Below are 25,675 nucleotides of genomic sequence, written 5' to 3'. Positions count from 1 at the left end.
TCAAGAAGCCTGAGGCCTGAGGCCTGAGGCCTGAGGCTAGGCAATCAGCCTGCGCACCGCGTCGACCACGGTCGTCCGGCGCTGGTCGCGGTCGGGTGGGGCGGCCAGGTCGTGCTCGGGGTTCGTCGAGGACCACGCCGTGCTGATCGCCTGGACCAGGGCGAGCAGGGCAGCCGGGGTGTAGTGGGTGGGCAACCCGCCGTCGGACTGCGCGTGCGCCAGTTCTTCCAGGCGCAGGCGGTCCACCTCCACAACGGCGTCCAGGCGTGGGCTGTCGGGGCGTTCGAGGCGGTACCAGACCGAGAGGCGGCGGGCGGCGGGATTGTCCTCGAAGTAGTCGAACAGCCTGCCCGCGTAGGTGGGCAGGTCGGCGGCGTCGAAGGGGACCCGGGCCAGGAAATCGCCGACGTGGGCGGTGAAGACCGCGTCGAAGAGCTGGTCCTTGCTGCCGTAGTAGGCGTAGAGCATGGCCTTGTTGCAGCCCGCCACCTCGGCGATGCGATTGACCCGCGCGCCCGCGATGCCCAGGTCGGCGAATTCGGCGGTGGCGGCGTCGAGCAGGCGTTTCCTGGTGCGCTCTGCGTCGCGGATCATGGAGCGAGGCTAGCAACCGAACGGTCGGTTGACAGACGGGTCCACGGCGGTGCGCGAGCCGTAGAGGAGGCGTCAAGTGCGGCGAGGCGGGTGGCCGAGGCAGCGCCTTGGACGGAAACCAGCAGGTAGACGAACTGCGCCCGAGCCGCCGATTGTGACGTGGACCATATACGTTGCCGGGTCCCGGATCTGGGCATATTTTGGCTGTACACGAGGAAGGAGGTGGTCCGGAGTTGTATAGCTACAGGACTTTGCGTGAGGTGTCCGTCCGCTAGGACCGCCCGATAGGGACCCTTTTCGGAGCGGCCTGGCGAGTTCCAGGCAGGCACCCGGCCCCCGGTACCCCGAGCCCAGTCCAGCTCGGCCCGCACCTCGTGCGGGAAAAGGTCCGGGGGCCGTCCCATGCCCGGAGTCGGCCCGCGAACCACCTCGGTCGAGTGAACTCCCGAGAGGCGAGCGCCCATCGTGGCGGCAGGACGTGGACAGCGAAAAGCCGCCGGTCCCCTGCGAACCGGCGGCTCTCGACGTTCTGGCGGGTGTCAGCTCTTGAAGGCGTCCTTGACCTTCTCGCCCGCCTGCTTGAGGGAACCCTTGGCGCGCTCGGCCCTGCCTTCGGCCTGCCACTGCTCGTTGTCAGTGGCGTCGCCGACAGCTTCCTTGGCCCGCCCCTTGAGCTCCTCGGCCTTGTTGCTGATCTTGTCGTCGGCACCCATGACGGTCCTCTCCGTAGGCGGTAGGTCCGCGCGTTGAGTACCCGTGGCGACCGGGGCGAAACATCGGGGCGCCGGTGTACTACGGTGATCGTTAGCGGTTGAAAAGCCAGCCGCAAGCCATCGGGTGTCCTCTCCGGAGGGCACCCGTGTCAGCGAGGGGCGACGGCAGTGTGCCGACGTCGCGCGGTGGGCTTGCTGGCTTGCCGCTGCCCTCTTCCCGCGTCTGGCATGGCTCCGTGTCCCGACGTGCGAGAGGAGCCCGACCGTGGTCGGGGAGAACGGCCAAGTCGATCCGGTGAGCGTGCGGATCGCGGGCCTCGAGGCCGAGGTCGCAGGCCTGCGCAAGGCCCTGCAGACCCGCACGGTGATCGGTCAGGCCACCGGCCTGATCGCGGCCGTCCAGGGCCTCACCCCGCAGCAGGGCTTCCAGCTGCTCGTCCGGATGTCGCAGCACCACAACGTCAAGCTGCACTCGATCGCGGTGAAGCTCGTCGACCTGGCGGGTGAGCTGGGTCCGCGCCAGGCGGTCCGGTCGGTGCACCTGCCCGTCGAACCGCACGAGCGGGTCGAGGAGGTGCAGTGGCCGGGTGTCGACGTGGTCGAGGCGGCGCGGCAGCTCGTGGCCGCGCACGAGGCGGCGCACCGGGTGGACGATGCGCCTGCCGACGTGCGAAGACAGCTGGCCGACGAGTTGACACTGGCCGGTCAGCTGTTGGCGGAGAGGCTCGCGGACGTGGGTTGGCTCGACGACGAACCAGCGGTCTGAAGGATCGCGAACGATTCCGCGGACAACCGGACGGTGGTGGCCGCCAGTGCGGCGTCACCGGAGGCGAGCAGCACCCGCCCGCCCGCCGCGTCCAGTGACTGGGTGACCGCGGTGGCCCCCAGGTTGCACACCAGCCGCAGGTCACCGCGGTACAGCACCAGCACGGTCCCGAGCTGCTCGACGACGAGGTCGGCCAGTCGGGGGTCGGCCAGCTCGGGGTGGTCGCGCCTCAGTGCGATCAGCGACCGGTACAGGTCGAGCATCCCCCGGTGGGCCGGTTCGCCGCTCTCCGCCCAGTTCAGCTTCGAGCGCTCCGCGGTGGCCGGGTCCATCGGGTCCGGCACCTCCGACTCGCCCCAGCCGTGCGCGCCGAACTCGCGCCGCCGCCCGGTGCGGACCGCGTCAGCCAGCTCCTGGTCGGGGAACGACGCGAAGAACTGCCACGGCGTGCTCGCCGCCCACTCCTCCCCCATGAAGATCATCGGGGTGTACGGGGAGCAGAACACGATCGCCGCCCCGCACGCGAGCAGGCCCGGCGACACCGTCGCCGACATCCGGTCGCCCGTGGCGCGGTTGCCGATCTGGTCGTGGTTCTGCAGGTACGCGAGGAACCGGTGGCCGGGCAGCACGCGGGTGTCGACCGGGCGGCCGTGCGTGCGGCCGCGGAACGACGACCACGTGCCCGCGTGGAAGAACACCTCGGCCAGCGTCCGCGCGAGCGCGCCGGGTTCGGCGAAGTCCGCGTAGTAGCCGCTGGTCTCCCCCGTCAGCGCCACGTGCAGGCAGTGGTGCAGGTCGTCGGACCACTGGGCCTGCAACCCGTACCCGCCGCCCTCGCGGGCGGTGACGAGCCTCGCGTCGTTGAGGTCGGACTCGGCGATGAGCGTGAGCGGCCGCCCGAGCCCCGCCGACAGCGCGTCGACCTCGACGGCCAACTGCTCCAGCAGGTGCGTCGCCCGCCGGTCGAGCAGCGCGTGCACGGCGTCCAGGCGCAGGCCGTCGACGTGGAAGTCGCGCAGCCAGCCCAGCGCGTTGTCGACGACGTACCGGCGCACCTCGTCGGACCCTGGGCCGTCGAGGTTGAGGCCGGGGCCCCAGTCGTTGCGGCCGGCGAAGTACGGCGCGAACCGGTCGAGGTAGGCGCCGGAGGGCCCGAGGTGGTTGTAGACCACGTCGAGCAGCACCCCGAGGCCCTTGGCGTGGCAGGCGTCGACGAACCGCTTGAACGCGTCCGGCCCGCCGTAGGGCTCGTGCACGGCGCCCCACAGGACGCCGTCGTAGCCCCAGCCCGCGGTGCCGTCGAAGGAGTTCACCGGCAGCACCTCGACCAGCGTGATGCCGAGGTCCACCAGGTGGTCGAGCTTCCCGATGGCCGAGTCCAGCGTGCCCTCGGGGGTGAACGTGCCGATGTGCAGCTCGTAGACCACACCGCCCGCCAGCTGCCGCCCGGTCCAGTCGCCGTCGGTCCACCGGAACGCGCCGTGGTCGTACCGGCGCGACGGGCCGTGCACCCCGGCCGGCTGCCACAGCGAACGGGGGTCGGGCAGCGCGTCGTCGGAGTCGTCCAGCAGGAACGCGTAGTCCGTGCCGTCGACGTCGGCGGACCACCAGCCGCCCGCGCCCGCCGTCATGGCCTGGTCGGTGCCGTCCACGCGCACGCGGACGGCCTCCGCCTTGGGCGCCCACACGGAGAAGCTCACGAGCCCTCCCGCACGAGCAGCGCGACCGGGTACCGGCCGAGCACGTCGGCCAGCTTCGGCGTGGCGAGCTGCCCGGTGATCACGTCGGTCCACTCGCCGGGGGGCAGCGGCAGCACCGTGTCGCGCCACCCGCCCGCCGCCGCGAGGCCCATCGGGAGCCGGGTGGCCACGACCGCGAGGTCGGGCGAACGGTTGTACGCCAGCACGTGCTCGGCCGCGACGCCCTCGGCGGGCAGCGGGCGGTAGCCGTGGAACAGCTCCGGCTGGGCCTTGCGCAGCCGCAGGGCCCGTTGCACGACAAGGAGTTTGGCCGCGCCGGTGTCGTCGACCTCCGGGAGCCACCAGTCCTCGATGCGGCCGAGCAGCTCGCGGCGGACCGCGTAGTCGACCGGCCGCCGGTTGTCCGGGTCGACCAGCGACAGGTCCCACAGCTCGGTGCCCTGGTACACGTCCGGGACGCCGGGAGCGGTGAGCTGCACCAGCTTCTGGCCCAGCGCGTTCGACCAGCCCGCCAGGCGGATCTTCTCCACGAAGGACTCGATCTCGCCGCGCGTCGCGGCGTCGCCGAGCACCTGCTCGGGCCAGGCCGCGACGGCCTTCTCGAACTCCTCGTCGTGGTCGACCCACGTCGTGCGGACCTTGGACTCCTTGGCGGCCTTGTCCAGGTAGTCGCGCAGCCGGTCGGGGCCGATCGGCCAGGCGCCCACGATCGTCTGCCACGCCAGCATGTTCAGCGACGGCTCGTCGATCCCGTGCCGGTCCGTCCACCCGCGCACCAGGCCTGCGAACTCGTCCGGCAGCTCCGAGAGCACGGCCAGCCGGGCCCGCACGTCCTCGGAGCGCTTGGTGTCGTGCGTGGACAACGTCGTCATCGACTCCGGCAAAGCCGAATCCCGTTGCGCCGCAAGGGTGTGGAACTCCTCCACCGGCACGCCGAAGCGGTCCGGCGCGCCGCCGACCTCGTTGAGCGCCACGAACCTGGTGTACCGGTAGAACGCGGTGTCCTCGGTGCCCTTCGCGACGACCATGCCGGAGGTCTGCTGGATCCTCGTCGCCAGCTCGCCGTCGGGCTCCGCGCGGACCTGCTCGTCGAGCGCCTCGGCGCCCTTGACGCGCGACACCGCGGTCGCCCACGACGCCTCGCCCTCGGGCAGGTACGAGCGGTAGACGGGGAAGTTCACCATGACGCCGGCCACGGCCGCCTCAGCGGCGGCGGGCTCGGCGTCGCGCACGAGCGCGCCGATCCGGCGGACCTCGGCCCGCAGGATCGAGTCGGTCACCAGCGTGCGGCAGGTGTGCTCGACGGCCTCGAAGTCGGTGTCCTGGCCCAGTTCCGCGGCCAGCGCGGTGAACCGCTCCTCGGCGCGCGGGTCGACGAACACGCCGCAGACCTCGCGCAGCGCGTCGTACCCGGTGGTGCCCTCGACCGGCCAGCTGGTCGGCAGCGGCTCGCCGACGCCGAGGATCTTCTCGGCCACGATCCAGACGCCCGAGCGCTCCTTGAGCCTGCGGAAGTAGCCGCCGGGGTCGGCGAGGCCGTCCGGGTGGTCGACCCGCAGGCCGGTCACCTGGCCCGCCGCGACCCAGCGCAGCACCTCGTCGTGCGTCGCGTCGAAGACCTCGGGGTCCTCGACGCGGACCGCGGCGAGCGTGGTGATGTCGAAGAACCGCCGGTAGTTCAGCTCCTCGTTGGCCCGCCGCCAGTGCACCAGGCGGTAGTGGTCCGACACCGGGAGCCGGTGGTCGTAGTAGGTGACGACGTCGCCGTCGACGACCGGTTCGCCCTCGTCGCCGAGGATCGGCACCAGCACCGGACCGGCGGCCCAGTCGATGTCGAAGTACCGGGCGTAGCGGGACTCCTGGCCGTGCTTGAGCACGTCCCACCACCACGGGTCGGTCTCCGGGACGGCGACCGACATGTGGTTGGGGACGATGTCGAGCACGAACCCGAGCCCCGCGGCGGAGACCTTCGCGGAAAGCGCCAGCCGCCCGTCCTCACCACCGAGTTCCGGACGGGCGCGGGTCGGGTCCACGACGTCGTAGCCGTGCGTGGAACCCGGTGCCGCGTCGAGGATCGGCGAGGCGTAGAGCGCGCCGGCGCCGAGCCGCGCGAGGTAGTCCACCACCTCGGCGGCGTCGGCGAAGGTGAAGCCCGGCGTCAACTGCAGCCGGTAGGTCGACGACGGCGCGAACGGCCCGGTCATTCGCCACCCGTCCGCTGGAGCACCACCAGTGAGCGCGCGACGAGCGTCAGCTTGCCGCCCGCCGGGATGACCTGGCCCAGCTCGGGGATCTGGACCGCGCCGGTGGCCGTGTCGACCACGACCGTCCACTGAGGACCGTAGCTCTCCTCCGGCAGCGTCGCCTCGATGTCCTCGTGGTGGGCGTTGAACGCCAGCAGGAACGAGTCGTCCACAACGCGCATGCCGCGCTGGTCGAGGTCCGGGATCCCCTCGCCGTTGAGGAACGCGATGACGCAGCGGCCGAAGTCGTCGCCCCAGTTGTGCTCGGTCATCTCCTCGCCGGCGGGGGTGAACCACGCGATGTCGCGGAGGTCGTCGCCGCTGCGGATCGGCTTGCCCGCGAAGAACCGGCGCCTGCGCAGCACCGGGTGCTGCTTGCGGAACGCCGTCAGCGCGCCGGTGAACTCGATGAGGTCGGCGTTCTCCTCGGCGAGCTTCCAGTCCACCCAGGAGATCTCGTTGTCCTGGCAGTACACGTTGTTGTTGCCCTGTTGGGTGCGGCCGAACTCGTCGCCGTGCAGCAGCATCGGGACGCCCTGCGACAGCAGGGTCGTGGCCATCAGGTTGCGCCGCTGGCGCGCCCGCAACTCCAGGACACCCTGGTCGTCGGTGGGGCCCTCGACGCCGCAGTTCCAGGAGCGGTTGTCGTCCGCGCCGTCGCGGCCGTCCTCGCCGTTGGCCTCGTTGTGCTTGTCGTTGTAGGACACGAGGTCGTTGAGCGTGAACCCGTCGTGCGCGGTCACGAAGTTGATCGACGCGTACGGCCTGCGGCCGTCCTGCTGGTACAGGTCCGAGGAGCCGGTGACGCGCGAGGCGAACTCGCCCAGCGTCGCGGGCTCACCGCGCCAGAAGTCGCGGACGGTGTCGCGGTACTTGCCGTTCCACTCGGTCCACAGCGGGGGGAAGTTGCCGACCTGGTAGCCACCGGGGCCGACGTCCCACGGCTCCGCGATCAGCTTCACCTGGCTGACCACCGGGTCCTGCTGGACGAGGTCGAAGAACGTGGACAGCCGGTCCACGTCGTAGAACTCGCGGGCGAGCGTGGCGGCGAGGTCGAAGCGGAAGCCGTCCACGTGCATCTCGGTGACCCAGTACCGCAGCGAGTCCATGATCAGCTGCAACGTGTGCGGGCTGCGCACGTTCAGCGAGTTCCCGGTGCCCGTGTAGTCCATGTAGTGCTGCTTGTCGTCCTCGACCAGGCGGTAGTACGCCTCGTTGTCGATGCCGCGCATGGACAGCGTCGGTCCGAGGTGGTTGCCCTCGGCGGTGTGGTTGTAGACCACGTCGAGGATGACCTCGATGTTCGCCTCGTGCAGGGCGCGGACCATGCCCTTGAACTCCTGGACCTGGTTCGCCTGGTCGGGCATCGCCGCGTAGAGGTCGTGCGGGGCGAAGAACCCGATGGTGTTGTAGCCCCAGTAGTTGCGCAGCCCCTGCTCGGCCAGCCCGTGGTCGGTGATGAACTGGTGCACGGGCATCAGTTCGATCGCCGTCACGCCGAGCTTGGTGAGGTGGTCGATGACCACGGGGTGCGCGATACCCGCGTACGTGCCGCGCAGGCGGTGCGGGATCTCCGGGTGGTTCATCGTCAGGCCGCGCACGTGGGCCTCGTAGATGACCGACTCGTTGTACGGCGTCTTCGGCGCCCGGTCGCTGGACCAGTCGAAGAAGGGGTTCACGACGACCGACTTCGGCACGTACGGGGCCGAGTCCTGGTCGTTGCGCTGGTCCGGCTCGCCGAACTTGTACCCGAACAGCGACTCGTCCCACTCGACGCCGTTGGAGATCGCCTTGGCGTAGGGGTCGATCAGCAGCTTGTTCGGGTTGCAGCGCGGGCCGTGCTCCGGCTCGAACGGGCCGTGCACCCGGTAGCCGTAGTGCTGGCCGGGGCCGACGCCGATCAGGTAGCCGTGGTGGACGAAGCCGTCGACCTCGGGCAGGCGGACGCGCGTCTCCTTGCCCTCGTCGTCGTAGAGGCACAGCTCGACCTCGTCGGCGGCCTCCGAGAACAGGGCGAAGTTCGTGCCGACGCCGTCGTAGGTGGCGCCGAGCGGGTAGGGGGTTCCGGGCCAGGGCCGCAACTAGATCTCCTCAGCAGGCAACCCGGTCCGCCCCCGGTCGAGGGAACTCGACGTGGGGAGGGCCGGGAGCGTGGCGGTCTTGGTGGGGTTCGATCTACCCGAGTCGGCTCAAGACCGCTGGGCGTGGGCGCGGACCAGTTGGCCTCGCGCGGCTACCAGGAGGAGTCGGGCCTCCTGGAGTTCGCAGTACCGCAGGTGCTCGCAGGCGGCTTCCGCGCAGGCCATGGCCTGCCGCAACGGGCCGTCGGTGCCGCGGTCGGCACCGCTGAGCGCCATGCGCAGCGACTCCTCGGCGCGCAGCGCGCCGGACACCGGGTCGGTCAGCACGGCCGGGCGGACGGCGGCGAGCACCTGCTCGACGGCCAGTTCCAGCGCTTCGGTGCTGTGCGCGGCGGTGATCAGGTCTGCGGGCAAAGTACCCGTCCGGGTCACGAGCTCGGTGTTCACTGGGGATTGCCACCTCCAACCATTGGGCAGAACGCTCCTCGGGTGACGTCTCGACGATACTCCGCGGGCGCCTGACCCGCCGTAACGCGCGTGTTTCGGCCGTTCACCGGCCCTGCTCCCCGGCGAGCGCGGCGACGACGGCGCGCACGTGCGGGTCGGCGAACAGCTGCTCCAGGGTGACCGGGAGCGGTATCCGCCAGTTGGGGTACTGGTCGACGGTACCCGGCAGGTTCGGTTGCCTCACCTCGCCCAGGGCGTCCTGGGGCGAGGTCAGGCGCAGCACCGAGGGCGCTTTCGCCAGGAGGGCGTGGAACGCCGCCACCAGGTCATCGGTCGGGACCCCTTCCTGGGTCATCAGCTCGACGAGCTGGCGTCGTTCCAGCTCGGCAGCGCTGTATTCCCCGTCCACCGAGCCGTCAAACAAGCCGAGTTCGGCCCTGATCCGGACGTGCTCGCCCGCGAGGAAACCGGCCACCGTCGGCAGGTCGTGCGTGGAGATGCTCGCCATGGCCGACTCGGTCCACTTCTCCGGCGGCACGAGCGGGTGGCCCGGCAGGTCGTAGTCGCGCTGGAACCACAGCACCGCGGAGCTGAGCATCCCGCGTTCGTGCAGCGTCTCGGTGACCTCGTCCTCGACCGTGCCCAGGTCCTCGCCCACGACGACGGCGCCCGCGCGGTGCGCCTCCAGCGCCAGCACGCCGAGCATGGCCTCCGGGTCGTAGCGCACGTAGGTGCCCCGGTCGGCCGACTCGCCCGGCGGGATCCACCACAGCCGCCACAGCCCGGCGACGTGGTCGACCCGGATGCCGTCGGCGTGCCTGAGCACGCTGCGCAGCATCTCCCGGAACGGCGCGTAGCCGAGCGCGGCCAGCCGGTCGGGCCGCCACGGCGGCAGGTTCCAGTTCTGGCCCTGCTGGTTGAACGCGTCCGGCGGCGCGCCCACGGTCACGTTCGGCGCGAACGTGTCGCGCAGCGCCCACGTGTCCGCGCCGCCGGGGTGCACGCCGACCGGCAGGTCGTGGATGACGCCGACGGCCATGCCGGACTCGTGCGCGGCCAGCCGCACCTCGTCGAGCTGGGCGCGGCAGAGCTGCTGGAGCCAGGCGTGGAAGGCGACCCGCTCGGGGTCGGCCCGCGCGGTCGCCGGGTCGCGCTGAGCCTCGGGCCAGGTCCGCCAGTCCGGGCCGTGCCGCTCGGCGAGCGCGCAGAACGTGGCGAAGTCGCGCAGCGCCGGATCGGCGTCCAGGTCGACCGGCTCCGGGTGGTGCGGCCAGAGCAGTTCGAGCGCGGCGGCCTTGGCGGTCCACACCTCGTCGTAGTCGATCAGCTCGGTGGTGTTGTCCGGGCGCAGCGCGGCGATCTCGGCGCAGGTGGCCTCTTCGGCGGCCGCGTGCGCGGCGGTGTCGGTGACGCGCAGGTAGATCGGGTTGCAGTAGCGGCGGCTCGACGGCGAGTACGGCGAGCGCTCCACGGGGTGCGTCGGGCTGATCGCCTGCACCGGGTTGACCAGCAGCACCCCGGCGCCGAGTTCCGCGCTGGAGCGGCGCGCGACGGTGGCCAGGTCGGCGTAGTCGCCCAGCCCCCACGACTCCTCCGAGCGCAGCGCGTAGAGCTGCACCATCCAGCCCCACGCCCTCGGCACGGCGGGCAGCCGGTCCGGGGTGACGATCACGGTCGTCGCGTCGATCCGGTGGTAGCCCAGCGGCAGCTCGGCTGGCAGGTCGACCTCGGTGCCGTCCTCCAGCACCACCGTCGCCGGGTGGCCCAGGTCGAGGGTGCGGCCCTCGCGGACGACGATCGTCGGCGGCAGGGTGTCGGGGGCGGCGGCCGCGGCGGCCAGCGCGGCGCGCACGGCCTCCGGGGTGGAGGCGTCCACGTCCAGTTGGGCGAGCACGGCCACCACCACGGCGGGGTCGACGTCCACCAGGCGCTGGCCGGAGTCCTCGTACCGGGTGGCCACGCCGTGCACCTCGGCCAGTGCGGCCAACTCGTCGTCCACGCGGTCAGCTTTCTCTCAAGTGCGCCGCGGATGCCAGGGCGGCACGGCCTGGTCACCCGAAGGTTGCAGGGAATTCAGTGCGTCGTGTCAGGGCGGTCGAGTCGTCCACCGCGTGGTCACCGTGCGTCATGCCACCGGGCCGGTGGAGTCCCGCACGACCAGCCGCGCGGACAGCCCGTGCACCGATGATCCGCCATCGCCGCGGATGCTGCCGAGCAGCGCGGCCACCGCCCGTTCGCCCTCCTCGCGCAGCGCGCCCTCGATGGCGGTGATGCCGACCGCGCGGGCGAGGTCCCGGTCGTCCAGGCTGATCAGGCTGACGTCCGCGGGGATGGCCCGGCCGTCGCGCCGCAGCCGCATGAACACGCCGAGCGCGACCTCGCCGTCGGAGCTGATCACGGCGGTGGGCAGGTGCTCGCCGTCGAGCAGCGCGTCCGCCACCTGCTCGCCGCCGACCACCGTCGGGGACGACCACAGGGTCCACTCGGGACGGATCGCGAGGCCCTCGGCCACCAGCACCTCGTCGTAGGACTCGTCGACGCCGTCGGCCAGCACCAGCGCGATGTCGCGGTGGCCCAGCCCGATCAGGTGCCCGACCGCCATCCGCAGCGCGCTGCGCAGGTCGCCGTCGTCGACCCGCACCACCGGCACGTCCAGCGTCGCCAGCGCGGCCGACTCCGACTCCGCCAGGGTGATCGACAGCGCCAGGACCCCGTCGACCCTGCGGCCCAGCGGCATCTCCTCGAAGAACCCGGCCCGCGACTCCCCGTCGCCGAGCACGTAGAGCAGCACGTCGAACCCCGCCTGCCGCAGCGCGCCCTCGGCGCCCGCCAGCAGGTCGCCCCGCCCGACGTCGCCGGTCAGCACCGCGATGGCGAACCGGCGCCCGCCCGCCAGGCTGGAGGCGTCGCGGGCGATCGCGTACTTCATCTTCTTGGCGATCTCGGTGACGTACCGCCTGGTCGCCTCGGAAACCCCCGGCTCGCCGCGCAGGGCGCGGGACACCGTGGCGGCGGACACACCGGCGGCGCGCGCCACGTCGGACATGCTGGTCACGTCCACCTCCCTGATCACCAAGCCTACTGAGAACCGTACGGTGGGCTTTCCCCGAACACCCTGTGAAGACCTGTCGTCCCGTGGAAGGACCCCCTGCATGAAGACCGGCGATCTCGTCCCCGACTTCACCCTCCCCGACCAGGACGGCGCCTCCCGCACGCTGTCGGCGCTGCTGGAAGACGGTCCGGTCGTGCTGTTCTTCTACCCGGCCGCGATGACCGGCGGGTGCACGGCGGAAAGCTGCCACTTCCGCGACCTCGCCGCCGAGTTCGCCGAGGTCGGCGCCCAACGGGTGGGGATCAGCACCGACTCGGTCCTGCGGCAGAAGCAGTTCTCCGACCTCAACGGCTTCGACTACCCGCTGCTGTCCGACGTGGACGGCGAGGTCGCCTCGACCTTCGGCGTGAAGCGCCGGTTCGGGCCGCTGCCGGTGAAGCGGCACACCTTCGTCATCGGCGTGGACAGCCGGGTGATCGAGGTCGTGAAGAGCGAGCTGGGCATGAACACGCACGCGGACAAGGCGCTGACCGTGCTCCGGGAGCATGCCAAGGCGTGATCCGGGTACCCCGGCCGCATGATCGGAAAAGTGAGAACGGTAGTCCTCGACACCCGCGACCCCCGTGCGCTGGCGGACTTCTACGTCGAGCTGATCGGCGGGAAGATCACCGCGGAGGAGCACGACTGGGTGGCCGTCACCGACGACGACGGCAGGCGGTTCGCGTTCCAGCTCTCCCCGGAGCACGAACCGCCGACCTTCCCGGACCCCAAGGGGTCGCAGCAGTTCCACCTGGACGTGGAGATCGCGCGCACCGACCTGGACGAGGCCGCCCGTCGGATCGTCGAACTCGGTGGCCGCAGGCTCAGCGCCGACGGCGATGACTTCCAGGTCTTCACCGACCCCGTCGGGCACACGTTCTGCCTGGTGTGGGACTGACCCGACCGTCCTGACCGGAAGTGCTCAGCGGTCCACCGGGCGCAGGGCGGCCAGCACGAAGTCCGCTATCTCGCCGCCCAACCGCGTCGCGGACTTCGGGCCGTCCGGCCGGTACCAGGTGGGCAGCTGGTTGATCACGCCCAGCGCGATCAGCACCGTCGTCTCGGCAGGGACGACGGTGCTGAACCGGCCGCTGGCCTGCGCCTGCTCCACGACCGCGCGGAACGTCTCGTGGTAGCGCCTGCGCTCCGCCCGGAACGTCACCATCAGGTCCGCGTCCAGCCGGTGCATCTCGCGCATGAACACCGCCGTCTCGTCGGCGCTGGACGCGGTGGTCTCGACGAGGCTGACGATGATCGCGCGCACGGTCGCCGCCGGATCGGCGTCGAGCGCCAGGATGCGGTCCAGGTCGGCCATCTGCCTGCCGATCAGCGACCGGTAGATCTCGTAGAGCAGGTCGTCCTTGGAACCGAAGTAGTGGTAGAGCGCCCCCTTGGTGACCTCGGCGGCCTCCACCACCTCCTGCACCGTCGTCGCGTCGAAGCCCTTCGCGGCGAACAGCCGCACCGCGGCCGCCATGATCCGGTTCTCGGTCCGGCTCAGCTCGCCGACGCCTCCGCGTCGCGCCACGACCTCACGCCCCTGGCGCCAGCGCGCGGACCAGGTCGACCTGGTCCGCCCCGGTGGGCAGCAGCGCGATGATCGGGGTGTCCACGCCGTTGGCCGCGTACTGGGCGACCCGCTCGCGGCAGTGCTCCGCGCTGCCGTGCACGATCAGCTCGTCCACCACCTCGTCCGGCACCAGCCTGTTCGCGGCCTTGCGGTCGCCCGCCGCCCACGCCTCGTGCATCGGCGCCAGCGCGTCGCCGCGCCCGAGCCAGTCGTGGAACGCCGCGTACGCGGGAACGGTCAGGTAGGTGCTGATCAGCATCCTGCCCAGCGCCCGCGCGGAGTCCGCGTCCTCGGTGGGGCACACGAAGATCCGCGCCGCCAGCTCGGCGTCACCCAGTTCGCCGCGCACCTTCGCCACGTCGCCGGCGCCCAGCCAGTTCGTGATCGCGCCGTCGGCTTCCTTCGCGGCCAGGCGCAGCATGTTCGGGCGCAGGGCGGCCAGCATGATCGGCACGCGCTGCTCGGGCGCGCGCTCCAGCCGGAAGCCCTTCACCGAGAACGTGTCGTAGTCCTCGGTGACCTTTTCCCCCGCCAGCGCCGCCTTGAGGAAGCGGAGGGTGTCGCGGGTGCGCTTGAAGGGCTCGGTGAACTCGGCGGCGTTCCAGCGGTTCACGATCGCCGGCGACGACGACCCGATCCCCAGCACGAACCGCCCGCCGGACACCTCGGCGGCGGTGGCGGCGCTCATCGCGAGCAGAGCCGGGCCTCGGGTGTAGACGGGGACGATGGCCGTGCCCAGTCGGATCCTGTCGGACCACTGGGCGGCGAGGGCCAGGGGTGTGAAGGCGTCGGGTCCGGCGGTTTCGGCGGACCAGACGTCGGTGTAGCCCAGGTCGGACAGCTCGGCCACCAGGTCCCGGTGTTGCAGGACCGGGACACCGGTCAACGGCAGCGTGATTCCCCAACGACCCACTTGCGCCTCCTCGTTGCACGCGGCCTGATGGTGCGTGGTGGGGAGCTTACCTTGGGTACCGACTGGTCGGTATGTTGAGTTCTGAGTTTGGGGTGGTTTGGGGTGAGGCTGGCGCGGGGTTGGTGCGGGGTTGGGTTTGGGGAGCGAAACGCCCCCCGTCGCCATATTGTCTCCAGCGCTTCACCCCCGTTTGTCAAGACGATAAAGCCATCTTGACAAACGGGGGTGAAGCGAGAGCAGGCTTCGGATCGGGGGCGGGTGGGGAGGTCTGGCTTCGCCAGCATCAGGCTGCGCCTGACAGGGCATCAGGCTGCGCCTGACTCGGGGCAGCCGATGCTCCGCATCGGACAAGGCATCCGGCGCTCCGCGGCGGACTTGGGTATCCGAGCTTCGCCGGATCGAGCATCCGTCCGCTCTGCGGCGGATAAGGCATCCGGGCTTCGCCGGACAGGGCATCCGGCGCTCCGCACCGAACAGGACATCCGACGCTCCGCGGCGGACAAGGCATCCGGGCTTCGCCGGACCGGGGCGTGGCGGTGGTGGCCGGGTAGCGGATGGGGTGGCGTTGTTCTGCCGACCGCTGGGCGCTGGGCCAAGCGGGTCTAGAGGGTGATGCCGCGTTCTGCGAGCCAGGCCTGCGGGTCGATCTTCTGGGAGCCGTTGACCCAGACCTCGAAGTGCAGGTGCGGGCCGGTGGATTCGCCGCGGTTGCCGATGGTGGCGATGAGGTCGCCCGCCTTCACCTGGGTGCCGGTGTTGGCGATGATCTCGTTGACGTGGCCGTAGATGGTGATGGTGCCGTCGGTGTGCTGGACGCGCACCCACAGGCCGAAGCCGCTGGCGGGGCCGGCTTCGATGACGACGCCGTCCATGGCGGAGACGATGGGGGTGCCGATGGCGTTGGCGATGTCGACGCCGTAGTGGGTGGTGCCCCAGCGACCGCCGAAGCCGGAGGTGAAGGTGCCCTCGGCGGGTTTGACCACCGCGGGGCGCTTGGCGGCTTCCTGGGCGGCGATCTTGGCGTTCTCGTCGGCGACCCTGGCCTTCTCGGCGGCGTCGGCGTCGGCCTTGCGCTGGATCTCGGCCTGCCTGGCGTTGTAGCCGTCCTGGGCGAACCGGAGTGCCTGGTCGACGTGCTGGCCCGCGTCCAACTGCTGGGCGCGCATGAGCTTCGCGGCTTCCAGACCGGGCTTGATGACGTGCACGGTCTGCTGCTGGGCCTGCGGTGCGGCGGTGCTGCCCGCGATCTTCGCGGCGAGGTCCATGTTCGTCGCCATGGCGTTGAGGGGCTGGTCGACCGAGCCCCAGCCGTTGACGACGCCCGCGGTGGTGGCGAGTGCTCCTGCTGCCACGGCCACGGCGACCACGCGGCCGCCGAAGGTGGGGGTGTTGATCTCCACGCGGTGCGCTCCACGGCGGCCTTCGGCCTTCGGGGGTGCCGTGAACACGCTTCGGCCGCGCGCAGTGTTGTGCCTGGCCAAGAGTGTGCCTTTCTACCTCGGGGAGTCCGGTCAGGACGGCCGGCGGGGGATCCGGGCGGGGTCGTTCGGGGACGACGCCGTGTCCTGCTAGTTACCGAACCGTGACAAGCGCCAGGGAACGTAACCCGAAGTGACGAACTGCGGCAAGCCTTCAGTCGCCAAGTGGGCGTATTGGTGACATACCCCACGGTTTACTACTCAGAGTGACGATAGACTGCTGAGTCTCGACATTCGCCGTTACACGGCGCAGGAATTGACCGTTACCCGATTTGCAGACCAATAGCCCGGCACAACCATCACCGCAGGTCACTAGCTTGATCGTGCAAGTCACCCGAACGAGAACCGCCCCGCTAGCACAGGGCCAGCGGGGCGGTCGATGAGCGGTGACTACTTGTACCTGGGGGCGGCCGGTGGCAGTGGCACGACGGGCTTGCCCTCGTGGATCACCTTCATGGCGTTGAACCAGGTCGGAGCGGCCACCTCACCACCGGTGAGGCCGACCGTGCTGCCGTTGCCGCACAGCCGGGGCGCGGCGGCGTTGCAGATGATCTGCGGGGCGACACCGTCGGTGAACGTCATGACCGCGCCCGCGTACTGCGGGGTCGCGCCGATGAACGCGACGGACCAGTAGTTCTCGGTCGTGCCGGTCTTGCCGATCATCGGGCGGTTGAAGCCCCTGGCCGCGCCCGCCGCGGTGCCGGACACCGCGTCCTGGCTCATGCCCACGGCCAGCGAGTCCGCCAGCTCCGGCGCCACGGCCTGCTCGCACGCGGGCTCCTTGAGCGGCACGGGCTTGCCGTCGCGGTCGAGGACCTCCTCGACGGGCGTCGGCGGGCACCACGTGCCGTGGCCGACGATGGTCGCGGCGACGTTGGACAGCTCCAGCACGCTGGTCGCGCCCGGCCCGAGGGTGAACGAGCCGCTGTTGTCCTGCTTGAACTGGTCGCCCTGCGACGGGCCGTTCGAGCCGTCGGCCTTCAGCGGGTCGCCCGCGTTGTTCACGTCGTGCATCGTCTCGCGCAGGCCGAGCTTGTAGGCCATGTCCACGACGTTGTCGAGGCCGGCCTTCTCCTCCAGGATGATGAAGCCGGTGTTGGGCGAGGTCGCCAGCGCCTTGGTCAGCGTCATCTTCTGGTCGGCGCCGTTGGAGTAGTTGCGGACCGTGTACGGCTTGCTGCCGTCCTTGAAGACCTTCGACGTGTAGACGTTCGGGACGTCGATCTCCTTGTCGATCCCGGTGACGCCCTTCTCCAGCGCCGCCGCGGCCGTGAACACCTTGTAGATGGAGCCCGCGCCGAAGCGGGTCACCTCGGCCGGGAGCGAGTAGGCGCTCTGACCGGCCTCGGCGTTGTTGCCGAAGTCGCGGTTCGCGGCCAGCGCGCGCACGCGGTGCTTGTCCGCGCCCGGCTCGACGACCGCCATCGCGTTGGCGACGCCCTCGGTGTCCTTGGGGACCTGCCCCTCGGCGGCTTCCTTGGCGGCACGGGTCGCGACCGGGTCCATCGTGGTCTTGATCGTGTAGCCGCCGCGCAGCAGCTGGTCCTCGGTGAAGCCGTACTTGGTCAGGTAGTCGACCAGGTAGCGGCAGAAGAAGCCGTACACCGGGCCGTCACCGGCGCCGACGCAGCCGTTGGGCAGCAGCTTGAGGTCCGGCACGACACCGGCCTCGGCGGCCTTGAACTCGGTGGCCTTCGCGTCCGCGGCCACCTTGTCGGTGCCGAACGCGTTGTTGTCGCGCATCCGGTCGATCACCGTGTTGCGGCGCTTGATCGCGGCTTCCACGCCGTTGCCGGGGTTCAGCACGCTGGGCTGGTTGACCAGGCCGGCGAGCATCGCCGCCTGCGGCACGGTCAGCTTGTCCGGGGTGGTGTCGAAGTACGCCTTGGCCGCCGCGCCGATGCCGTAGGTGCCGTTGCCGAACGGGACGATGTTCAGGTACGCGGTGAGGATCTCGTTCTTCGTCATCACCTGCTCGAGCTGCAGGGCCACACGGGCCTCGCGCAGCTTGCGGGCCGCGGTCGCCTCGGTCGCCTTCTCGTACGCCTCGTCCGAACCCCCGCCGATGACGAACGCGAGGTAGTTCTTCACGTACTGCTGCGTCAGGGTCGACGCGCCCTGCGACACCTCGCCCTCGGCGCCCGCCTTGGCGGCCGCGCGGGCGATGCCCTGCCAGTCGACACCACCGTGCTCGAAGAACCGCTTGTCCTCGATCGCGATGATCGCGGCCTTCATGGTGTCCGAGATCTGGTCGAACGACACCGGGATCCGGTACTGGTCGTACAGGTACGCGATGGGAGCGCCGTTCATGTCCAGGACGGTGGTCACCAGGGGCAGCTCCCCCTTGGCCAGTTCACCGGAAGTCTGGTCCACCGTGTCCGCCGCGCGGTTGGACGCGAGGCCCAGCCCCCCGACGACGGGGAACATGACCGCCGCGAGCAGCACGCCCGCCGCGAGGCACAACCCCACCAACTTGACCAGTCCCGTCGCACGCGCGAACACGAAACCCGCAACCCCTTCCGGCGGAGAATTCCCCTTGTCCTTATAAGTCGCACGGGACCGTGGTCAGGTTGCTCGACGAAGGGCAGTTTCTGCTCGATCACACCGGCGACGGGTGTGAAACTACTCCTGCGCTGTTGTGGCGCTGGTAAGGGCGTGCACGAGGATCACCGTGGTACGGGGTGGTAGTACCCGATCGGGGTGGGGGGTACACCGTGGGTGATGGGGTGTGGGGTGGTGGGGGTCACCGGGTGTTGGGGTGGGTCGTTGGGTGTTGGGATGGGTCGCTGGGGGTCGGAGCCGCCGTGCTCCGGGTGCGGCCGGCTTGACTTGGGGCCCCTCTTTTTGGCCCTCGGCGGTCTAAAAGGGCAGGTGGTAGTGCTCCTGCTCGCCGTCGAAAGTGCAGGGCCGAAAAACCCCGAGTAAAGCCGGCCGCACGGCGGACGAGTGCTGCTCGATGGGTGGTCGAAGGCAGGTCGGGTTGGGTGCCGTTGTGGTTGGGCAGCCCTGACCTGCTCCTGGTTGGTTGGTGGTTGGCCGTGTTAATGCGGGCCGTGGAGTCTGATGGTGGCGCTGGCGCGGCGGACCTCGGAGTTGGTGTGGCCGGGTAGCAGGTCGTCGAGGAAGCTGTAGGCGCGCAGGTCGCCCTCGTCGCGTTTGCCCACGGTGCGCCACCAGGCGGCGATGTCTCCCCAGCCGGGGGCGGAGAGGGAGCCGCCGAAGTGCTGGACGGACAGGGCGGCGCAGAGGTTGGCGAAGCGGACGCGGTGTTCCAGCGGCCAGCCCGCGAGGGTGCCTAGGACGAAGCCGGCGCCGAAGACGTCGCCCGCGCCGGTGGAGTCGAGTGGTGCGACGTTGAGGCCTGGGACGTCGGCCTTCTCGCCGGTGGAGGAGTCGTAGGCGAACGCGCCGCCGCCGCCTCGGGTGACGACGACCACGGGGACGAATTCGGCGAGGGCGACGGCGGCTTCCTCGGCGGTGTCCTTGCGGGTGTAGTGGGTCGCCTCGGCGTCGTTCGGGAGGAAGAAGTCGTAGCCGTCGAGGCGGTTGAGCAGTGAGGGGGCCCACGCCTCGGTGCGGTCCCAGCCGATGTCGGCGAACAGCAGGGCGCCCTGGGCCTTGGCCAGGCTCACCCACTTCTCCTCCTCCGGCTGGATGTGCACGAAGGCGGCCCTGGTGGGTGGCGGGGTGGCGAGCAGGGCGTCGGCCGACACGGGTGGGCGGTGGCCGTGGGTGACCATGCTGCGGTCGTTCTCCATGGCCATCGACACGGTCACCGGCGAGTGCCAGCCGTAGAAGCGGCGGCAGTAGCTGAGGTCGACGCCCTCCTGTTCGGAGAGGGTCTCCCAGCAGAAGTCGCCGTAGACGTCCTCACCGAACGCGGCGGCCAGCGCGGTGCGCAGTTGGAGCCTGCTCAGCGCCACCGCGAGGTTGGCGATGCCGCCGGGGCACGAGCCGAGGCCGTCGGCCCAGACCTCGGTGCCCGCGGCGGGCGGGCGGGGCAGGCCGGTGAAGATGATGTCCAGGAACACCGTGCCCGACAACAGCACGTCGAAGGCGGGCGTTTCGGCGGTGGTCATGCCCATACGATGCCGGCCGACGGCGGACTAACCGTCAACCGCCGCCAACATCTCGCGGAGTCGGGCGAGCGCGCGGTGCTGGGCGACCCGGACGGCGCCCGGCGTGGAGCCGACGGCGGCGGCCGTCTCCTCGGCGGTGAGGCCCACGGCCACGCGCAGCACGAGGATCTCGCGCTGCCGGTCGGGCAGGCGGTGCAGCATCTGGACGACGTGCTCCAGCGTCTCGCCGTTCATGGCGCGCTGCTCCGGACCCGCCTCCAGCGTGGGGCAGTCGGGCAGTTCCGGCACGACCTCCGAGCGGCTGCGCACGGCCCGCCTGCGGGCGTCGGCGACCTTGTGGGCCGCGATGCCGTACACGAAGGCGAGGAACGAGCCGGGCTCGTAGCGGTACTTGGACAGCGCGGACACCACCGCCAGGCAGACCTCCTGGGCGATGTCGTCGGCCGAGACCAGCGTGCGCTCGCGGCTGCCGACGCGGGCGCGGCAGTAGCGCAGCACCAGCGGCTGGATCCTGGCCAGCAGCTGGTCGACCGCTCTTCGATTGCCCACGAGGGCCTGGTCGACGATGTCGACCAGCTCCGCCTCGACGAGCCACTGGGTGCTCACGACGGGAGCGGCGGACCCCGTGATCAACCGGACGTGGGGCCGACCGACCGGGGTGTCTTCGCCGTCCGTGCCGGGGCCGAAGTCGACACCACTGCGCACAGACGATGGGTGGACCATCCGGCGACCTCCTCACTGCAAGCGTCCCGGCATTGCCCGGCTCACAGGAGAGGAGTCCCCAGAGGTGCCGCTGATACCGCTTCCCATAAAGCTGACCACGAAGATGGTCCGAAGGGGTCGATCGGCACCCGGACGGGCGTCACCTGTCGACCGATCGGCCCAACGCGTCACGATTTCACGTATGCGAACTGCCGGACGTCCAGGTAGCCGACCCGGAACCCCGCCTCGGAGTAGGCGAGGTAGAACTCCCACATCCGCCGGAACGTGTCGTCGAAGCCGAAGCCGTTGATGTCGTTCCACCTGCTCAGGAACGTCTCGCGCCACTGCCGCAGGGTCTCGGCGTAGTCGAGGCCGAACGCGCGGGAGGACACCTCGCGCAGCGCTGTGTGCTCGCGGACGGTCTTGTCGATCGCCTGCACGGACGGGATCAGGCCGCCGGGGAACACGTACTTGTGGATCCACGTGTAGCTCTGCGCGCTGGCCAGCATCCGGTCGTGCGGCATCGTGATGGCCTGCAACCCGACCCGACCGCCGGGCACGAGCACCCGGTCGAGCACGCCGAAGTAGGTCGGCCAGTACTCGGCGCCGACGGCCTCGATCATCTCCACGCTGACCACGGCGTCGTACTCCCCGTGCTCCTCGCGGTAGTCGCGCAGGTGGATGTCGACCCGGTCGGACAGCCCGGCCGCGGCGACCCGCTCCTGGGCGAGCTTGCGCTGCTCGGCGGAGATGGTCAGCGACGTCACGGTGGCGCCGCGCTGCGCGGCCCGCACGGCCAGCGCGCCCCAGCCGGTGCCGATCTCCAGCACCCGGCTGCCCTCGCGGACCCCGGCGTAGTCGAGGACGCCGTCGATCTTGCGGAGCTGGCCCGGCACCAGGTCGCGGTCGCCGGTGCCCTCGAACAGGGCCGAGGAGTAGCTCATGGTCTCGTCGAGGAACGTGGCGAACAGGTCGTTCGACAGGTCGTAGTGGCGGTGGATGTTCTCCCGCGCGCCCTCGACCGAGTTCACCTCGGAGTCCGGGTGGCGCAGCTCGACCCACCGGCGCATCAGTTGCAGCTTCGGCGGGATCAGCGTGGTCAGCTTCGCGGCGAACGCGCTGAGCAGGTCGGCGAGCGCCGTCGTGCTCCAGTCCCCCACCATGTACGCCTCGCCGAAGCCGATCTTCGCGTCCGCGCCGAGGCGGTGGAAGAAGGCCGCGGGGCGGTGGACGCGCATGACCGGCGCGTCGGGGCCGCCCGCGCCGAGCCGCACGCCGTCGGGGAGCACGACGCGGACCGGCAGCGACCGGACCGCGCGGCGGAACAGCGCCTCGGCGATCCGCGCCTTGACCGGGGAGTTGGGGGGCGTGCGCAGACCCGGCCACACACCCTGGTTCGGGCGGGGCACCGAGACGTCGATCGTGCTCATCGGCTACTCCTGGGGATGATCGGCAGGCGGCGCAGCCACAGCGCGATGCCGTGGGCGCGGATGAGGGTGGAGACGCGGAGCGTCATCAGCGGGCGGCGGACCAGCAGGCGGGCCAGGTTCGCGGGTGTGGCGGCGGTCCGGGTGCCGTGCAGGCCCGCGGTGAACGGGGTCTTCCCGTCCTGCCGCAGGGCGATGGTCACCGACAGCCGCTCACCGGGCTCGGGCAGCCGCATGAGGTAGCGGCCGCCCATCTCCAGGAACGGCGACACGTAGAAAGCCTTGTCGACCTGGGCGCGGCCGACCGGATCGGTGTGGAGCAGGTACGGGTGGCGCTCGCCGTAGGTGTTGTGGACCTCGGCCACGACGCACGCCAGCGACCCGTCGGGACGGTGGCACCAGTAGACGGACAGCGGGTTGAACACGTGGCCGAGCAGCCGGGCGTTGGCGAGCATGAGGACCCGCCCGCCCGCGAGGTCGACTCCCCGTTCGGCAAGCCACCGGTCAAGGTTCCCGCGGATGGACCCGGTCCGCTCGGCGGACGTGCCGACGTGCGGTCCGAAGTGGTCGCGGGCCTCGAAGCGGGCGAACGGCCGCAGCCACCACGGGAGCCGCGGCAGCCGGTCGAGGTCGACCAGCCAGAGGTAGACCCGGTGGCTGAACGCGCGGTCGATCCGCTCGCGCCGGGTGTGGCTGACCTCGGCCTCGTAGAGCGCCGTCACCAGCGCACCCCGAGGCTCTCCGCCGCCCGCACGCCCGACGCGCAGCCGTCCTCGTGGAAGCCCCACCCCTGGTAGGCGCCCGCGAACGCGGTCACGCCGGTGTTGAGGCCGGGCAGACGTCGTTGCGCGGCAACGGACTCCGGCGTGTAGACCGGGTGCTCGTAGACCATCTTCGCGATGGCCTTGCGCTCGTCGATCCGGTCGGACGCGTTGAGCGTGACGACGTAGTCGAGCGGTTCGACCATCCGCATGAGCCGGTTCATGTGGTAGCTCACGACGACCGGGCCGGAGTCCTCGCGGCACGAGGTCTTGAGCAGGTTCCACGAGGCCTTGGCGCCCGCGCTGACCGGCAGCACGCTCGCGTCGTTGTGCAGCCAGGTCTCGTTGCGGGAGTAGGTGAACGCGCCGAGCACGGCCCGTTCGGCGGGAGTCGCATCGCCGAGCAGCCGCAGCGCCTGGTCGGGGTGCGTGGCGACGACGACCTTGTCGACCACGTGGCGCTGGTCGGCGTCGTCGCGCAGCTCGACGCCGTCGGCGGTGCGGACCAGCGAGCGGACCGGGGTCGACACGTGCACGGCGGTGAGGCCCTTGACCGCGCGCTCCACGTAGCTGCGCGAGCCGCCGACGACCGTGCGCCACTGCGGGGTGCCGCCGATGGCGAGCATCCCGTGGTTGGCCAGGAACTCGAACAGGTAGCGCGCCGGGTAGCGGGTGCTCAGGCCGGGGCCCGAGGACCAGACCGCGGACACCACCGGCACCACGAAGTGGTCGACGAAGTAGCGCGAGTAGCCGCCGATGGCCAGGAACGTGCCGAGCGTGACGTCCTCGGTGTCCGGCGCGGCGAGCAGCCTGCGGGCGTGCCGGTGGAAGCGGGTCACCTCGGCCAGCATCCGCAGGTAGGCGGGCTTGGCCAGGTTGCGCGGCTGGGCGAACAGGCCGGGCAGCCTGCGGGCCCCCGCGTACTCCAGGCCGCAGCCGTCGCAGCGCACGCTCATCGACATCTCGGAGTCCTGCGTGGACACCCCCAGCTCGCGGAACAACCGCAGCAGGTTCGGGTAGGTCCGCTCGTTGTGGACGATGAACCCGCTGTCGACCATCGCGGTGCGGCCGTCCGGGGTCGGCAGCTCGTGGGTGTGCGCGTGGCCGCCCAGCCGGTCGTCCGCCTCGAACAGCAGCACGTCGTGCTGCCGCTGGAGCAGGTAGGCCGCGGTCAGACCGGACACCCCGCTGCCGATCACGGCGACGCGTCGACGTCCGGTTTCCTGTGCCACGGGGTGTCCTCTCGTCAGGGTGCGGTCTTGAGCGGGACGTCCAAACCGTCGGCCGCTCGCATTGCGTTCGCGATGTCCGGTGCCTGCGGTTCGAATCCGAGCTCACCCAGCACGAAGTCCACGACCAGCCGGGTCCAGTCACCGGCCCGCTTGAGCATCGCGTGGCCGTCGCCCAGCACGGAGAACCTGGCCACCCGCTTCGCGACCCGCCTGGCGGCCACCGCGTACCGGTAGGACTGGGCGGGGTCGGTCATCCGCTCGCGGTCGCCGTGCGCGATCAGCAGCGAACGGCCCGCGAGCTGCGAGTACGGCTCGCCGGGCTCGATCCACGGTGCCAGCGCGCAGACCGCGACCACCGACGGGTGCCCCGCGACGCGCAGCGCGGTGCGGCCGCCCATCGAGTGGCCGACCAGCACCACCGGCACGCCGGGGTGCGCCTCGTCGATCCCGGCGAGCGCCCACTCGGCGTCGCGGACCGGGTCCAGGTCGGGGGCGTTCCAGCCGCGCACGCGGTAGCGCAGCATCCGCACCTCGAGCCCGTGGTCGCGCCCCGCCGCGCGCAACGCGCGACCGAACGGCACCATCCGCAGGACGGCCAACTGGTAGCGGTTCACCCGGCCTCGGCCGCGCGACCGACCGCCGTGCAGCACGAGGGCCACGGCGCGCACGTCGGCCGACGGCGACAGCACGTCGACTTGGGGCTCCATGCCGACATGTTCGTGTCCTGGGGACTCCTGGTTGAGCATTGCGATCCAGATCACACGGATTTCACGCACTACTGTTCGTCCGGTGGTCGACCACCTGAACATCCCCACTCCGGCAGGCACCTTCGACGCGATCGCGGCGGGTCCCGAGACCGGCCGACCGGTGCTGCTGCTGCACGGTTTCCCGCAGGCCGCGTCCGTCTGGGAGCACCAGGTCGACGTGCTCGGCGGCCAGGGCTACCGCGCCGTCGCGCCCGACCAGCGCGGCTACTCCCCCGGCGTGCGGCCCGACGGCGTGGCGAACTACGGGATGGGCGAACTCGTCGACGACGTCCTCGCCATCGCCGACGAACTCGCCTGGCCGGTGTTCGACCTGGTCGGCCACGACTGGGGTGCCGCGGTCGGCTGGTGGACCGCCGCCGACCACCCCGACCGGCTGCGCTCCCTCACCGCCGTCTCGACGCCGCACCCGGCCGCGCTGTCCGCGGCGATCCGCACCGACGAGGACCAGCACGCGCGGTCGGCGTACATGTCCGAGTGGCGCAACTCGAACACCGAGCAGCGGATGCTCGACAACGACGGCGAGGCGCTGCGCCGGATCTTCGACTGGAAGGTGCTCCCCAGCAGGGTCGACGAGTACGTGCGGCGGCTGTCCGAGCCGGGCGCGATGACGGCGGCGCTCAACTGGTACCGCGCCGGCCGCGCGGGCGGGCGGATCGACAAGGTGTCCGTGCCGACGATGTACGTGTGGAGCACCGAGGACGCCGCGTTCGGTTCGGCGGCGGCGTTCGACACCGAGAACTGGGTCACCGGGCCCTACCACTTCCAGATGGTCGAGGACGTCTCGCACTGGATCCCGGACGAGGCCTCGGAGTTGATGACGAGCCTGCTGCTGGCCCATCTCTCGGTGCGCTGAGACTCCTCCCGATGTGGCAGATGTAGGCCACCGGGTGAACCGATCCGACCCCTACCGCGTGATCAGTGCATGACGGAGTTGACCTACTCGGAGTGGCGGGTCGCGACCCTCGCCGCCGGTGGCCACACCAACCGGGCGATCGCGAAGCGCCTGCACATCACCGTGAGCACGGTCGAGCAGCACCTGACCAGGGTGTACCGCAAGCTCGGCGTCGGCCGCCGCGCCGACCTCATCGGACACGAGGCCCTAGTCTGACCG

22 protein-coding genes and 1 pseudogene are annotated in these 25,675 nt (G+C 70.9%); 5 read left to right on the top strand and 18 right to left on the bottom strand.

Annotated features, from left to right (window positions below; translation table 11 throughout):
- Positions 1 to 36 precede the first annotated feature (36 nt).
- Positions 37 to 594: a TetR family transcriptional regulator gene (locus tag RM788_RS40195; RefSeq protein ID WP_315925101.1), complete on the bottom strand. Its 558-nt coding sequence runs from the start codon at positions 592 to 594 to the stop codon at positions 37 to 39.
- A 539-nt stretch (positions 595 to 1,133) separates the two neighbouring features.
- Complete coding sequence (locus RM788_RS40190) at positions 1,134 to 1,307, bottom strand: CsbD family protein (RefSeq protein WP_106191523.1); 174 nt, start codon at positions 1,305 to 1,307, stop codon at positions 1,134 to 1,136.
- Positions 1,308 to 1,572: 265 nt separating this feature from the next.
- Between RM788_RS40190 and RM788_RS40185 the strand changes: the two genes are divergently transcribed.
- Positions 1,573 to 2,073, top strand: a complete 501-nt coding sequence (locus RM788_RS40185) for an ANTAR domain-containing protein (RefSeq protein ID WP_315925098.1) — start codon at positions 1,573 to 1,575, stop codon at positions 2,071 to 2,073.
- On the opposite strand, the gene treZ is transcribed toward RM788_RS40185, so the two are convergent.
- From treZ to RM788_RS40155, 6 genes are all read right to left on the bottom strand, one after another.
- Positions 2,013 to 3,773 (bottom strand): malto-oligosyltrehalose trehalohydrolase, encoded by a 1,761-nt coding sequence (gene treZ / locus RM788_RS40180; RefSeq protein WP_315925096.1) that lies wholly within the window; start codon positions 3,771 to 3,773, stop codon positions 2,013 to 2,015. The genes RM788_RS40185 and treZ overlap by 61 nt on opposite strands.
- Positions 3,770 to 5,977 carry a malto-oligosyltrehalose synthase gene (gene treY, locus RM788_RS40175; protein ID WP_315925094.1) on the bottom strand — a complete coding sequence of 736 codons (2,208 nt, stop codon included), beginning with the start codon at positions 5,975 to 5,977 and terminating at the stop codon, positions 3,770 to 3,772. Before treY ends, treZ begins: the two co-directional genes overlap by 4 nt.
- Positions 5,974 to 8,097 (bottom strand): glycogen debranching protein GlgX, encoded by a 2,124-nt coding sequence (glgX, locus tag RM788_RS40170; protein ID WP_315925092.1) that lies wholly within the window; start codon positions 8,095 to 8,097, stop codon positions 5,974 to 5,976. Before glgX ends, treY begins: the two co-directional genes overlap by 4 nt.
- 108 nt (positions 8,098 to 8,205) lie before the next feature.
- Positions 8,206 to 8,544, bottom strand: a complete 339-nt coding sequence (locus tag RM788_RS40165) for a hypothetical protein (RefSeq protein ID WP_315925090.1) — start codon at positions 8,542 to 8,544, stop codon at positions 8,206 to 8,208.
- A 103-nt stretch (positions 8,545 to 8,647) separates the two neighbouring features.
- Positions 8,648 to 10,543, bottom strand: coding sequence for a 4-alpha-glucanotransferase (malQ, locus tag RM788_RS40160; protein WP_315925089.1), 1,896 nt, complete (start codon positions 10,541 to 10,543; stop codon positions 8,648 to 8,650).
- A gap of 126 nt (positions 10,544 to 10,669) precedes the next feature.
- The gene (locus tag RM788_RS40155; RefSeq protein ID WP_315934880.1) at positions 10,670 to 11,590 is read right to left on the bottom strand and encodes a LacI family DNA-binding transcriptional regulator; all 921 of its coding nucleotides are present in this window, start codon (positions 11,588 to 11,590) and stop codon (positions 10,670 to 10,672) included.
- A 106-nt stretch (positions 11,591 to 11,696) separates the two neighbouring features.
- On the opposite strand from RM788_RS40155, the gene RM788_RS40150 reads away from it, so the two are divergent.
- Both RM788_RS40150 and RM788_RS40145 read left to right on the top strand, forming a co-directional pair.
- The gene (locus tag RM788_RS40150) at positions 11,697 to 12,155 is read left to right on the top strand and encodes a peroxiredoxin (RefSeq protein ID WP_315925087.1); all 459 of its coding nucleotides are present in this window, start codon (positions 11,697 to 11,699) and stop codon (positions 12,153 to 12,155) included.
- A gap of 30 nt (positions 12,156 to 12,185) precedes the next feature.
- Positions 12,186 to 12,533, top strand: a complete 348-nt coding sequence (locus RM788_RS40145) for a VOC family protein (protein ID WP_315925084.1) — start codon at positions 12,186 to 12,188, stop codon at positions 12,531 to 12,533.
- Positions 12,534 to 12,557: 24 nt separating this feature from the next.
- Here RM788_RS40145 and RM788_RS40140 read toward each other — a convergent pair whose 3' ends face one another.
- From RM788_RS40140 to RM788_RS40095, 10 genes are all read right to left on the bottom strand, one after another.
- The gene (locus tag RM788_RS40140; RefSeq protein WP_315925082.1) at positions 12,558 to 13,163 is read right to left on the bottom strand and encodes a TetR/AcrR family transcriptional regulator; all 606 of its coding nucleotides are present in this window, start codon (positions 13,161 to 13,163) and stop codon (positions 12,558 to 12,560) included.
- Positions 13,164 to 13,167: 4 nt separating this feature from the next.
- Positions 13,168 to 14,118, bottom strand: a complete 951-nt coding sequence (locus RM788_RS40135) for an LLM class F420-dependent oxidoreductase (RefSeq protein ID WP_315925080.1) — start codon at positions 14,116 to 14,118, stop codon at positions 13,168 to 13,170.
- Between the two features lie 602 nt (positions 14,119 to 14,720).
- Positions 14,721 to 15,518: a M23 family metallopeptidase gene (locus tag RM788_RS40130; protein ID WP_315925078.1), complete on the bottom strand. Its 798-nt coding sequence runs from the start codon at positions 15,516 to 15,518 to the stop codon at positions 14,721 to 14,723.
- 468 nt (positions 15,519 to 15,986) lie between these two features.
- Positions 15,987 to 18,098, bottom strand: coding sequence for a transglycosylase domain-containing protein (locus RM788_RS40125; RefSeq protein WP_315925076.1), 2,112 nt, complete (start codon positions 18,096 to 18,098; stop codon positions 15,987 to 15,989).
- Positions 18,099 to 18,637: 539 nt separating this feature from the next.
- A complete protein-coding gene (locus RM788_RS40120; protein ID WP_315925074.1) occupies positions 18,638 to 19,675 on the bottom strand; it encodes a PfkB family carbohydrate kinase in 1,038 nt (345 codons plus the stop codon).
- A 27-nt stretch (positions 19,676 to 19,702) separates the two neighbouring features.
- Positions 19,703 to 20,398 carry an RNA polymerase sigma factor ShbA gene (gene shbA, locus RM788_RS40115; RefSeq protein ID WP_315925072.1) on the bottom strand — a complete coding sequence of 232 codons (696 nt, stop codon included), beginning with the start codon at positions 20,396 to 20,398 and terminating at the stop codon, positions 19,703 to 19,705.
- A gap of 167 nt (positions 20,399 to 20,565) precedes the next feature.
- Complete coding sequence (locus RM788_RS40110; protein WP_315925070.1) at positions 20,566 to 21,807, bottom strand: class I SAM-dependent methyltransferase; 1,242 nt, start codon at positions 21,805 to 21,807, stop codon at positions 20,566 to 20,568.
- Positions 21,804 to 22,529: a DUF1365 domain-containing protein gene (locus RM788_RS40105; protein ID WP_315934879.1), complete on the bottom strand. Its 726-nt coding sequence runs from the start codon at positions 22,527 to 22,529 to the stop codon at positions 21,804 to 21,806. Before RM788_RS40105 ends, RM788_RS40110 begins: the two co-directional genes overlap by 4 nt.
- The gene (locus tag RM788_RS40100) at positions 22,523 to 23,797 is read right to left on the bottom strand and encodes an NAD(P)/FAD-dependent oxidoreductase (RefSeq protein WP_315925068.1); all 1,275 of its coding nucleotides are present in this window, start codon (positions 23,795 to 23,797) and stop codon (positions 22,523 to 22,525) included. The genes RM788_RS40105 and RM788_RS40100 overlap by 7 nt, the downstream gene beginning before the upstream one ends.
- A gap of 14 nt (positions 23,798 to 23,811) precedes the next feature.
- Positions 23,812 to 24,504 (bottom strand): alpha/beta hydrolase family protein, encoded by a 693-nt coding sequence (locus tag RM788_RS40095; RefSeq protein WP_315925066.1) that lies wholly within the window; start codon positions 24,502 to 24,504, stop codon positions 23,812 to 23,814.
- A gap of 82 nt (positions 24,505 to 24,586) precedes the next feature.
- Here RM788_RS40095 and RM788_RS40090 point away from each other — a divergent pair, with 82 nt between their 5' ends.
- Together RM788_RS40090 and RM788_RS40085 are read left to right on the top strand one after the other, a co-directional pair.
- Positions 24,587 to 25,417, top strand: a complete 831-nt coding sequence (locus tag RM788_RS40090; protein ID WP_315925064.1) for an alpha/beta fold hydrolase — start codon at positions 24,587 to 24,589, stop codon at positions 25,415 to 25,417.
- Between the two features lie 78 nt (positions 25,418 to 25,495).
- A pseudogene (locus RM788_RS40085) lies at positions 25,496 to 25,672 on the top strand (helix-turn-helix transcriptional regulator); the annotation flags it as partial.
- Positions 25,673 to 25,675: the final 3 nt, after the last annotated feature.

The sequence above is a fragment of the Umezawaea sp. Da 62-37 genome, from assembly GCF_032460545.1.
Classification (GTDB): domain Bacteria; phylum Actinomycetota; class Actinomycetes; order Mycobacteriales; family Pseudonocardiaceae; genus Umezawaea.
This window is presented reverse-complemented; position numbering and strand designations above follow the sequence as displayed.